Origin of the sequence: Marinobacterium lacunae, from assembly GCF_000705555.1 — a bacterium.
In the GTDB taxonomy this organism is placed as follows: domain Bacteria; phylum Pseudomonadota; class Gammaproteobacteria; order Pseudomonadales; family Balneatricaceae; genus Marinobacterium_D; species Marinobacterium_D lacunae.
Window position 1 is genome coordinate 83,378 of the sequence record NZ_JMQN01000036.1, and the last position, 12,032, is coordinate 95,409.

Here is a 12,032-nt window from a genome sequence, read left to right on the forward strand (position 1 = left end):
CCGCAATTCGCGGGCTTTTTCATGTGCCTGACTCAGGCTTTGTAATCGCTTTTGTCCAAGCCGTATTTGCGCATTTTGTCATAGAGTGTCTTGCGCGGCAGCCCCAGCGCTTCAAGCGTATCCTTGATCGAACCGCCGTGGTTGGACAGTTCCGTGTGGATCAGCATGCGTTCAAATCGCTCGACCTGCTCGGGCAGTGTCAGACCGTTGCCGCCGCTGTCGACGATCGGGCGGTTATCGAAATCGAAGGTACACGACTCACCCAGCAGCACATAGCGCTCGGCCAGGTTACGCAGCTCTCGCACGTTTCCGGGCCAGTCATGCAGCAGCAGGCTGTGCATCCGCTCAGCCGACAGCTCGGCCACTTCGCGCCCGTACAGCCCTGCCGCCACCAGCATAAAGTGTTGGAACAGCAGGGGGATGTCGTCCCGACGTTCTCGCAGTGGAGGAATATCGATACGGACCACATTGAGGCGGTAGTACAGATCCTCGCGGAACTGTCCCTCTTCGGCGAGCCGTTTCAGATCGACCTTTGCCGCCGCGATAACACGGATATCCAGCGGAATCAGCTTGTTCGACCCCAGCCGCTCAATCGCACGCTCCTCAAGCACCCGCAGCAGCTTGATCTGCAATGACATCGGCATACTCTCGATCTCATCGAGAAACAGGGTTCCACCCTGTGCATGCTCGAACTTGCCCACACGCCGGGTTTTGGCATCGGTGAAAGCTCCGGCCTCATGACCGAAGAGTTCACTCTCGATCAGGTTTTCCGGTACCGCACCGCAGTTGATCGCGACGAAGTTCTTCGTCCGCCGCGGACTGCGCTCATGAATATAACGGGCTACCAGATCCTTACCCGAGCCGGTCTCGGCCAGTAGCAGTACGTCCGCCGGTGTTTCCGCCACGGTATTACACAGCCTTCGTAGTGCAACCATCAGTGGGTTATTGCCGACCAGTTTAGGGCCCGGTGCGTTCTGGCTTTCCAGCTCCTGGCGCAAACGCCGGTTTTCCAGTGTCAGGCGACGTTTGTCCACAGCCCGCCGCACGGTATCGAGCAGAAACTCTGAGGCAAAAGGTTTCTCGATAAAGTCGTAGGCGCCGTCTCGAATAGCGCCTACCGCCATGGAGATATCCCCGTGGCCGGTAATCAGGATAACGGGCAGTTCCGGGTCAACCGCTTGCACCTGTTTCATCAGCTCCAGCCCGTCGATACCCGGCAGGTTGATATCGGTGACAATCACACCGGGCCAGTGCTCTCCAATACGTTCCAGCACGCCCTCCGCGCGGTCCAGCGTTTCGACCTCGTACCCCTCAAGCTCGAGTGTCTGACCTGCAGCCAGCCGAATGTGCTTCTCGTCGTCGACCAACAGCACCGGTGCTGTCACCGGGCTTTCACTCCTGTTCATCGTTGCTCTCCGAAGGGTGGATGGTCATCTCCGGCCTTACGCCGCGCGGCAGTTCGATTGTGAATACGGCACCTCCGTCCGGGTGGTTAGCGGCCCTGAGCTGCCCGCCCAGCGTCTCAATAATCCGGTGGGAAATGGACAGGCCTAGCCCCAGCCCCTGCCCCGACTTCTTGGTTGTGTAGAAAGGTTCAAATATACGTTCAAGGTCTGCCGCCGGAATCCCAGGGCCTGAGTCATGCACCGACAGTTTCAGCCACTTACCCTGAACCTCGACACCCACCTCTATACGCCGCGCTTCGGTCTGCTCCATCGCCTGTACGGCATTGGACAGCAGGTTTACCAGCACTTGCTCCAGCCGCAGTATATCGCCAAGCACATAGTATCCGGACAGCCCCGGCGGCCAGCTTACCGCTACCTTCTCCTTCTCGAAGCGACCATACATCAGTGACATGGCGCCATCACGCACCGCCTGCAGACATACCAGCTCGGTGCTGCCACTGCTCTTGCGTGCGAACTCCTTAAGCGGATGGATGATGCGGCTCATGCGTTCGATCAAGCCACTGATCTCTTCCAAATTACCGTTGACCGTGTCCAGCTTACCGCACTGCAAAAAGGCACGGGCATTATCGGCATAGTTGCGAATCGCGGTCAGCGGCTGGTTCAGCTCATGGTTGATACCGGCCGACATCTGCCCAATCACCGCGAGCTTGGCGGTCTGGATCAACTCGTTCTGGGTATGACTGTGCTGCTCCATCTCTTCCAGCAGCTTGGCGTTGGCCCGGCTAAGATCCGCCGTACGCTCCTGCACGCGTGTTTCCAGCGCCTCTCGCGCCGCCTTCAGCTGCTGCTCCTGCTCCTTGCGTTCGGTGAGATCATGCAACGTCACGATATAGTGCCTGACGCTGGCCAGCTGCATCCGGTTGATATGCACCTCAAGCGGTACTTGAGAGCCGTCATGCCGAAGACCTGAGGCCTCCACCGCCAGCAACTCCGGCTGATCCGGCTCGTCCGAGAGGATATGACGCCAGCAGGCGGCCCGATCCTCCTGTGCCAGCAACTGACTGAAATAGTGACCGCGTATCTGGTTCAGGTCATACCCAAACAGATGCTCAGCGGTTGGGTTGATCGATTCAATGCTCCCACTCTCGTCGAGCATCACAAGGCCTGCGTGAGTGTTATCGATGATCGCCCTGACCCGTGCTTCGTTCTCCTCCAGAGCCACCATCTCGCGTTTCTGAAAAAGTGCACGCTCCTTGAAGATTCGGCGCCGCGCCAGCAGGAAGAGCACCAGAAGCGTTATGGCCGCAGTACTGAAGCCAACCAGCAGCGTTGCCCCCAGCATGGCGTCCTCAACCGGCTCAAGGCTGGCCAGCACCGACACCGACAAACCAAAACCCGGGACAGACTTGCGCTGATGCAGGAACTGCCGGGGCTGTAAGCCGTCCAGCGCCTCGTTCTCGATCTCGCGGCTATCGAGCAGGGTGATCAGTTCGCCGTCACGCTCAAGCTGCTCGCGCTTGATAATATCCAGCGACGTCAGCTGATAGTCACCGTAGCGGAGGCTGTCGACGATACGCTGCATATCCTGCGTGGACAGCGGCTGCAACGAGCGAAACTTCCACTCCGGCCGGGTGGATATGAAGATGACGCCGTCGGGGTCGGTCACCAGCAGGTCGATCTGCGAGTTGCTCCAGTGACGTTCCACATCATGAAGGTCCACCTTGACCACAACAACACCGCGAATCACGCCCCCGTCACGCAGCGGATAAGAGAAGTAATAGCCCCGTTTCTTGGATGTCGTACCCAGCGCGAAATATCGGCCCTCCTGCCCTTTCAGCGCATCCTGAAAGTAGGGCCGGAAACTGAAATCACGGCCAATAAAGGTGGTTTCTGAGCGCCAGTTGCTGGCCGCGACCGTAACCCCCTTCGCATTCATCAGGTAGGCATCGGTGGTGCCCATGACCGTGTTGACCTGCTCAAGATACTGATTGGCGCTCACAATCGCTGGATCACCCTCTGGCGCATCAAGCGCCGACACCAGTTCGGAATGCGTGGCCAGCAGGTGGGGCAGATCCTTATAGCGATCCAGCCGTTGTTGCAAGCTCAGCATGTAGCGGTCAAGATGCGATTCTGCTTTCTGCTGAAGGTCGGCAATCGCCTGCTGGCGGCTGACTACCGCTGTTTCCACCATAAGCAGCACGAACAGCGTTAGCAGGAGTATGATGAGCAGGGGCCTGTACGCCCTTAGTGAACTCAGAGGGTGGCCGGACTCAACCGCCATCGACATGTTCTCCCCAAGTGCGTTGACTTGAAATTGAAAAGCCTCAATTTTACTTTAGTCACGCCACGCCGAATAGGCGATTCTCCTCCAAGCAGAGAGCGACTCATGCAGAAACGTACCAAGATCGTAGCCACACTGGGACCCGCCACCGATAAATCCGGTGTTTTGGAACAGATTATTCGCGCGGGTGTGAACACCGTCCGCTTGAACTTTTCCCACGGCAGTGCCGACGATCATCGCCAGCGAGTACTGTCTGTCCGGGAGGCCAGCCGCAAGCTGGGCCTGTCCGTCGCCACGCTGGGCGATCTGCAGGGTCCGAAAATTCGCATCGCCCGTTTTGCTGAAGGCCCTATCGCGCTCGAGATCGGCGATCGCTTTACGCTGGACGCCGCCCTCGACACCCATGCCGGTAACCAGCAGACCGTGGGCATCGACTACAAGGCACTGCCCGAGGATTGCGAAACCGGCGATATTCTGCTGCTCGACGATGGCCGCGTACAGCTGCGCGTGACCGCCATCGAGGGCACTAAAATTCACACCGAAGTGACCATCGGCGGCAAACTCTCGAACAACAAGGGGATTAACCGTCAGGGCGGCGGTCTGTCCGCAGCGGCACTGACCGACAAGGACAAGGCCGACATCAAGGTCGCAGCCGAGCTGGATCTGGATTATGTCGCGGTGTCCTTTCCCCGCAGTGCAGAGGATCTCGAGGAAGCCCGCAGGCTGCTCGACGCTGCAGGCAGTCGCGCCGAGATCATCGCCAAGGTCGAGCGCGCCGAAACCGTCGCGACCCCTGAAGCACTCGACGAAATCATCCTCGCTTGCGACGGCGTCATGGTGGCGCGCGGCGATCTCGGCGTGGAGATCGGCGATGCGGAGCTGATCGGCGTACAGAAACACATTATCCGCCGTGCCCGTGAGCTCAATCGTGTGGTCATCACCGCCACCCAGATGATGGAGACAATGATCACCAGCCCAATGCCGACACGTGCCGAAGTATTCGATGTCGCCAACGCTATTCTCGACGGCACCGATGCCGTCATGCTGTCGGCCGAAACCGCCGCCGGCAGTTACCCCATCGAAGTGGTCGAGGCGATGACCCGCATCTGTCAGGGCGCCGAGAAGCATCAGCTCTCCCGCCCGGCACCGACGCAGCCGGAAACGCCCTGTACCAGCACCGACGAGGCGATCGCCCGCTCGGCGATGTACACCGCCAACAGCCTGCCCACCGTCAAGGCGATCATCTGCCTGACCGAGTCCGGCTCAACCCCGCTGTGGATGTCACGTATCCGCTCGGGACTGCCGATCTACGCATTGACGCGCAACGAACAGACCATGCGCCGCGTGGCCCTCTACCGTGGCGTGGAGCCTCTGTTCTTTGACGCCACAGCGGTCAGCGAGCAGGACCTCAACCGCGAACTACTTGAAGGTCTTGTGGCGGCGGGCAAAATCGCCAGCGGTGATACCGTACTGCTGACCCGCGGCCAGAAACTGGGCGTACATGGCGGCACCAACTCCATGCAGATCATCCAGGTGCCCTGACCTGCACCTGCGCGCGTAGCCAGAGGACAATCCCCACACATGCAGATCGAACAACGACTGGCCGCCGACCTCGGTGTCGACGCGGCCCGCGTACGTGCGGCAGTTGCACTTCTTGATGAGGGCGCGAGCGTGCCCTTTATCGCCCGTTATCGCAAGGAAGCCACCGGCGCTCTGGATGACACCCAGCTTCGCGAGCTGCACAGTCGCCTGGGACAGCTGCGCGAACTGGAAAGCCGCCGCGACGCGATCCTGCGCCAGTTGAGCGAAAGCGGCCAGCTTACCGAGGCGTTGAACCGCGATTTGCTCGCGGCCGACACCCGGGCGCGACTTGAAGATCTTTATGCGCCCTACCGCCCCAAACGCCGCAACAAGGCGCAGGAGGCACGTGAGGCGGGACTCGGCCCATTGGCAGAGACGCTGCTCAAAACACCCTCTTCGGAACCGACACGCGCGGCCGCCGCCTATATCGCCCCCGACAAGGGGATTGATGACAGCGAGGCCGCACTTGAAGGGGCCCGTCATATCCTGATCGAACAGCTCGCGGAAGCGGCGGATCTTGTCGATGCGTTGCGTAAAACACTGTGGCAGCAGGGACGGCTTGCCACTCGGGCAGCCCGCGGCAAGGCCGATCCCGACAGCAAGTTCCGTGACTATTTCGAGTATGCAGAGCCGATCGCACGTATCCCCTCGCACCGCGCGCTTGCGCTCCTGCGTGGCGAGCAGGAGGGAGTAATCAAATACAAGCTGGAGCTGCCGGAGGGTCGGGAAGATCTGGGGGTGGAGCTGATCCAGCGTCACTGGCAGTTGCGCGGTCAACTCTCACCCTGGATGCAAGCAACACTGGACCAGTGCTGGAGCCGCAAGTTGCAGCCGCAACTGGAAAACGAACTGGTCAAACGCTTGCGCGAACAGTCCGAGGCGGCGGCGATTGAGGTGTTCGCCCGCAATCTTCACGATCTGTTGTTGGCCTCACCCGCCGGTGCCCGTGTGACACTGGGCCTTGACCCCGGCCTTCGCACCGGGGTCAAGGTTGCCGTGATCGACCGCACCGGCCGGCTGCTCGAGCACACCGCGATCTACCCGCATGCACCGCGCAATCAATGGGATCAGTCGCTGGCGACACTCGCCACACTATGCCGCCGCCATCACGTCGAGTTGATCGCCATCGGCAACGGCACGGCGTCACGCGAGACCGAACAGCTCGCACGGGAGCTTGCCCAGCGCGAAACCGCCCTCACTCTGCAACCGGTGATGGTCAGTGAAGCGGGCGCATCGGTCTACTCCGCCTCTGAACTCGCCGCTCAAGAGTTTCCCGATCTGGACGTCAGTATCCGCGGGGCCGTCTCGATCGCCCGCCGACTGCAAGATCCACTCGCGGAGCTGGTCAAGATTGATCCGCGCTCCATCGGCGTCGGCCAGTACCAGCACGACGTGGACCAGCAACAGCTGGCACAATCGCTGGATGCGGTGGTGGAAACCTGCGTAAACCATGTCGGCGTCGATCTTAATACAGCCTCGCCCGCATTATTGCGCCATGTGTCAGGCCTCAACGCCGGTTTAGCCGACAGCATTGTCGCCTGGCGCGATGAGCAGGGTGCCTTTCGCAACCGTCGCGAGCTGCTCAAGGTCAAACGTCTGGGTCCTAAGGCATTCGAGCTGTGCGCCGGATTTCTGCGCATACGTGATGGCGATGAGCCACTGGACAACTCGGCTGTGCACCCCGAATCCTATCCACTGGTCAAGGAGATCGCGTCCGCCGCCGGTCTCGACCAGCGCCAGCTGTTGAACCAGCCAGAACGCCTGCGCCAACTGGACCACAGCCGGTTTGTCAGCGAGCTATACGGACGCTATACCGTCAGTGACGTATTCGCCGAACTTGAGAAACCAGGGCGCGACCCCCGCCCCGAGTTCCGCTCGGTGCAATATGAAGAGGGGGTGTCCAAGTTGAGCGATCTCAACCCGGGCATGCAACTTGAGGGCGTCGTTACCAACGTCACCCAGTTTGGTGCTTTCGTCGACATCGGCGTGCATCAGGACGGACTGGTTCACATCTCAGAACTGGCCGACCGCTTCATCAAGGACCCGCATGAGGTCGTCACCAGCGGACAGATCGTCAAGGTACGGGTGTTGGAGGTGGATGAGCGCCGCAAACGGATAAGCCTGAGCATGAAAGACCCGGACAATGGCAACAAGGGCACCCAAGGCGCTAAGCCCGCAGCTCATCAGCCCTCTGCCCCTGTCCGCGAAGGCAGTCTCGGTGAGCGGCTGCGTGCGGCTGGCGTTAAGTCCCGGCGCTAAACGCCCGGGGCATGGCCCTGCCGCCATCTGCGGCGGTATAATTTCCGCCCTTAACACTACACAGGAATCTGACCAGTGCTGGCAACCCTGGAAAAACATCTGGATCTTCTGGTCGCCAACGGCCAGGCCAAGCTACTGACCCAGCTCAACCACGGGATCGAAAAGGAGGGGCTCAGGGTCGACGCCCTGGGTCATCTGGCCCAGACGGACCATCCACGTGCACTGGGGTCGGCACTGACTCACCCGCAGATCACCACGGACTACTCCGAAGCACTGCTTGAGTTCATCACGCCGGTGTGCGACTCGCCTGCACAGGCGCTGGAGCAACTGGCCAACCTGCACCGTTACTGCTTTGAAAATCTCGGTGAAGAGGAGCTCTGGGCGGCAAGCATGCCCTGCGACATCCCCTCGGAAGCGCAGATCCGCATCGCCGAATACGGCAACTCCAATGTGGGTCGGCTCAAGCATATCTACCGTGTGGGCCTAGAGCACCGCTACGGCAAGATGATGCAGACCATCGCCGGCATTCACTATAACTTTTCGCTGCCGGAAGCGTTCTGGCCGGTGTACCAGAGCCTGATCAAAAGCCCTGGAGATGAGCGTGCCTTCCAGTCAGCCGGTTACTTCAAGCTGATTCGAAACTTCCGCCGCTACAGCTGGCTATTGCTGTACCTGTTCGGCGCCTCTCCGGCGCTGACAGCAAGCTTCATGCAGGGGCGCCAGCACCAATTGCACTCGCTCGGTGCAGACACCCTGTACCTGCCCTACGCCACGTCGTTGCGCATGAGCGATCTGGGTTACTCGAACCGTGCGCAGTCGTCGCTGAATATCTGCTTCAATCATCTTGATACCTACGCCGCCTCCTTGAGCCAGGCGATCAAGACGCCCCACCCGGCTTACGAACAGATAGGCGTCCTGCACGAAGATGGTTATCGCCAGCTCAATACCAATGTGCTGCAGATCGAGAACGAGTATTACAGTGACGTGCGTCCTAAACGGGTGACCCGCTCCGGCGAAAAGCCGGTTCAGGCTCTGATGTCCCGGGGCGTGGAGTACGTCGAGGTTCGCAACACCGACATCAACCCGATACTGCCGCTGGGTATCGATCTCGAACAAGCCCACTTCATGGACTGCTTCCTGATCACCTGCCTGCTCTGCTCAGAGGAGCTGGTCAGCACCCGCGAATGCGAACGCATTGCGGCCAACCACACGCGCATCGTCACACGCGGCCGTGAGCCGGGGCTGACGCTGTTCTGCGAACAGGGCGAGCGCAGCGTCGCCGAGCGCGGTCGAATGATACTCGATCAGGTTCGCCGTACAGCCGAGGTGTTGGATAGTGCATCAGCGGGCAGTCGCTACTGTCAGGCTGTAGACGCCCAGTACGCCAAGCTCGAAGAGCCTGACCTGACACCCTCGGCACAGGTGCTTGCAGCCATTACCGACAGCGGAGAGGGTTATGCGGCGTGGGTTCTGTCACAAAGCCGAGCCCATCGTGCGACGCTCTCAGGAGAGCCATTGCCAGCCGATCTGGAGCAGGGTTTCAGAGAAGCATCGGCCCGCTCACTGCAGGAACAGGCCGAAATTGAGGCCGGCGATCATATCGACTTCGACCAGTACCTGGCCCAGTATATGGCCCAGTAATGCAGCCGCGGAGCTGTAAGGGCTCCGCGTTACTGTACGACCAGACTGGTAAAGAAAAGATCGGTGACGAAAGACTCACCGGTCTCCTCCTTCAACATGTCCTGAATCAGCTTGAGCGCCTCTCCGGCCAGAAGCTGTTGTGCCGCTACGCTGCCCACGCTCTCCTCCGTCTGTGCGCTGAACAGAAACACCAGATCATTACGTATCTGGGCCATGTGCGCGTTAACGGCATGGTGTGCATTCTCCGAGTCCACCTGAATGGTCACTTCCGCCTTCAGAAAGCGCAGATTGTCGGCGGAACCGAAGTTGGTGACAAATGGCTTGAGCTCGATATAACTGATGTAATCCGCGGGTTTATCGTCCTCTGCCGCCATCGATACCGGCGAGCCGAGACTCAACAACATTACCAGCACCAGAGACAGTACTCTGATCATTCTTTCTCCCCTTAGATCCAAGCTTCAAGCGTTTGAGTATAACCACTCGGCCTGACAACCGATAGCGCCCCTGCGCGGCGGTTGCACCGCAATTGGGCTTGGCATTACTATGGATTCACACTTGATGGGGAGGATGCGCAATGCTGGAAAAATGCCGCGATGCCAAAGAGCGCTGGGGCGGTGTCAGCGACATCATCGACCAGTGGCTGGAACAGCGCCAACAGCTGATCCGGACACTGTTCTCGCTTTCCGATTGCGAAATCGGAGAGCCGTTGAATACGCAGCTGACCCTGTTCTGCGATCTGCTGATGGATTACCTGTCATCAGGTCATTTCGAGGTCTACGAGCAACTGCTGCGCGAAGGCAGCGAATTTGCTGACGGCAGTGTCGACAAGGTTCAGGACCTGTTCCCGAGAATCCAGCCGACTACCGATACCGCGCTGGACTTTAACGACAAGTATGGCGCCTTCGAGCAGCCGACACTTCGGGATATCCGCGATTTTGCCGAAGATCTGTCGAAGCTCGGTGAAGTACTCGAAGACCGCTTCGAACTGGAAGATCAGCTGATTGAGATCCTCCACAACGCGCATCGCCCGGTGGCGAACGAGGCGTGAAAAAGACGCTCCTGACGATAGCAACGGCACTGCTGCTCAACGGATGTGGCAGCGGTGATGCTCCTGAGAGCGCTCACGCCTATACCAGTCAGGGGGTTTACAGCGCAACGCTGTCCCAAGACAGCCGCTATGCCATCGTAGGATCAAACCTTCACGGCGGCAGCCTCTGGGATGTACAGCGTCATGAACGGCTATACGACTGGAACCACAAGCAGGGCGAGTACACCGGAGTTATCGGTTCGAGCTTCTCCCCTGACGCACGTTTCGCTGCCACTGCCAGCAGCATAGACCTGGTGCTTTGGAACACCGATAACGGCCAGCCGGTCTGGTACTGGAGTGCGCCCTCTGAGATTCTGTCTGTCGCGCTCTCGCCTTCCGGCGATTACGCACTGCTCGGGCTTGCCAATCACCAGGCGGTCTACTTCGATATTAAAAATGGCGGCATCCGACAGAGCCTACTCCACCCGGCCCGGGTACGCAGTGTGGCGCTCGATGACAGTGCAACGCTGGCCCTGACCGGCGCTGACGATTACAGCGCTCGCCTTTGGGACCTCAATAGCGGCGAAGAGCTGCACAGCATCCGTTTTGGCAACACCGTGGATACGGTAGTCCTGTCCAGTGACGGCCGCTTCGCGTTCAGCTCCGCGACGCTGGATCTTGCGTATATCTGGGACACACGCAGCGGCGAGATTCTGCAGACGCTCAGCGGCGATGAGATGCTGTGGAAGCGACGGGTCAGCTACATCAGTGCACGCTTTTCCGATGACGGCCAACAACTGCTGACCGGCACCGCTTCGGGCAAGGTCCAGCTGTGGAATGTCAGCACCGGGAAAGAGATTCGCAGCTGGCGCGTCGAAAAACGCGAGGCATATGGCCCTACCAGCACCGGTGTCGAAGCGGTCGGTTTCGGTAACGACGGTCGCTATTACGCCATCGGCAGCAATGGACTGCTCAACGTTCTGCGCTAGACCCGTTCACAGATAAAAAAACGGCCGCTAAGCGGCCGTTTTTCGTTCAGGCGTACGGCGCTATCGCGCCGTTCTGAAAGGTATTACTGTGCTTCACCTTCTGCCGGTGCGTCAGAGGAGGGGTTAACCTCAAGCAGCTCGACTTCGAATACCAGTGTCTCGTTCGGGCCGATTGCGTTACCCATACCACCGGGGCCATAGGCCAGATCTGCCGGAATAACCAGACGCGCTTTGCCACCCTCTTTCATCAGCTGAAGACCTTCAGTCCAGCCCGGGATAACACCGTTAAGCGGGAAGGATACCGGCTGATTGCGAGAGTAGGAGCTGTCGAACTCGGTACCGTCGATCAGCTCACCACGGTAATGCACTTTGACGGTGTCGGCTTCGGTCGGGCTCTTGCCTGTTCCGGCAGTCAGCTCTTCATACTGCAGGCCTGACTCGGTGGTTTTCACACCATCCTTTTTGCCGTTTTCCGCCAGGTATTTGTCGCCAGCCGCCTTGTTGTCATCCGCCAGTTTGGCAAATGCGGCACGCTGCTCTTCCATCTTACGCTGCTGGAAGGCCTGCATGACACCACCGATCTGCTCTTCAGTCAGCAGCGGCTCCTTATCGGAGTAAACGGTTTCAACACCATTTCGAAAGGATTCGATATCAAGGTTTTCGACATCCATCTTCAGCTTCTGGCCGAGGATCAGCCCCAGGCTGTAGCTCAGCTTCTGCTCATCAGTGGTAAGCTCCTCGGCCTGCAGCGCCGGAGCCGACAACAGTGCACCGGAGAGAGCTACGGCGAGTACGGTCTTTTTCATTCTCGATTCCTTAACGATTAAACGCTTGTGTGCAGTATTAGG

The 12,032-nt window shown here is 59.4% G+C and carries 9 protein-coding genes; 5 read left to right on the forward strand and 4 right to left on the reverse strand.

What is annotated here, in order from left to right:
• Positions 1-32: 32 nt before the first annotated feature.
• Together ADIMK_RS11530 and ADIMK_RS11535 are read right to left on the reverse strand one after the other, a co-directional pair.
• The gene (locus ADIMK_RS11530; RefSeq protein ID WP_197027524.1) at positions 33-1,406 is read right to left on the reverse strand and encodes a sigma-54-dependent transcriptional regulator; all 1,374 of its coding nucleotides are present in this window, start codon (positions 1,404-1,406) and stop codon (positions 33-35) included.
• Complete coding sequence (locus ADIMK_RS11535; RefSeq protein ID WP_051692880.1) at positions 1,393-3,687, reverse strand: ATP-binding protein; 2,295 nt, start codon at positions 3,685-3,687, stop codon at positions 1,393-1,395. The genes ADIMK_RS11530 and ADIMK_RS11535 overlap by 14 nt, the downstream gene beginning before the upstream one ends.
• A gap of 105 nt (positions 3,688-3,792) precedes the next feature.
• Here ADIMK_RS11535 and pyk point away from each other — a divergent pair, with 105 nt between their 5' ends.
• The 3 genes from pyk (at position 3,793) to gshA (ending at position 9,168) form a co-directional block, all read left to right on the forward strand.
• Entirely contained in the window at positions 3,793-5,229 is a 1,437-nt protein-coding gene (gene pyk / locus ADIMK_RS11540; protein WP_036188077.1) for a pyruvate kinase, read from the forward strand.
• Positions 5,230-5,268: 39 nt separating this feature from the next.
• Positions 5,269-7,527: a Tex family protein gene (locus ADIMK_RS11545; RefSeq protein ID WP_036188080.1), complete on the forward strand. Its 2,259-nt coding sequence runs from the start codon at positions 5,269-5,271 to the stop codon at positions 7,525-7,527.
• A gap of 75 nt (positions 7,528-7,602) precedes the next feature.
• Positions 7,603-9,168 (forward strand): glutamate--cysteine ligase, encoded by a 1,566-nt coding sequence (gene gshA / locus ADIMK_RS11550; protein ID WP_051692881.1) that lies wholly within the window; start codon positions 7,603-7,605, stop codon positions 9,166-9,168.
• A 29-nt stretch (positions 9,169-9,197) separates the two neighbouring features.
• Here gshA and ADIMK_RS11555 read toward each other — a convergent pair whose 3' ends face one another.
• Positions 9,198-9,602: a flagellar basal body-associated FliL family protein gene (locus ADIMK_RS11555; protein ID WP_051692882.1), complete on the reverse strand. Its 405-nt coding sequence runs from the start codon at positions 9,600-9,602 to the stop codon at positions 9,198-9,200.
• 140 nt (positions 9,603-9,742) lie between these two features.
• On the opposite strand from ADIMK_RS11555, the gene ADIMK_RS11560 reads away from it, so the two are divergent.
• Positions 9,743-10,216, forward strand: a complete 474-nt coding sequence (locus tag ADIMK_RS11560) for an Rsd/AlgQ family anti-sigma factor (protein ID WP_036188095.1) — start codon at positions 9,743-9,745, stop codon at positions 10,214-10,216.
• Positions 10,213-11,184, forward strand: coding sequence for a WD40 repeat domain-containing protein (locus tag ADIMK_RS11565; protein WP_051692883.1), 972 nt, complete (start codon positions 10,213-10,215; stop codon positions 11,182-11,184). The genes ADIMK_RS11560 and ADIMK_RS11565 overlap by 4 nt, the downstream gene beginning before the upstream one ends.
• 83 nt (positions 11,185-11,267) lie before the next feature.
• Here ADIMK_RS11565 and bamJ read toward each other — a convergent pair whose 3' ends face one another.
• A complete protein-coding gene (gene bamJ / locus ADIMK_RS11570; RefSeq protein ID WP_036188099.1) occupies positions 11,268-11,990 on the reverse strand; it encodes a BamJ family beta-barrel-assembly machinery protein in 723 nt (240 codons plus the stop codon).
• Positions 11,991-12,032 lie beyond the last annotated feature (42 nt).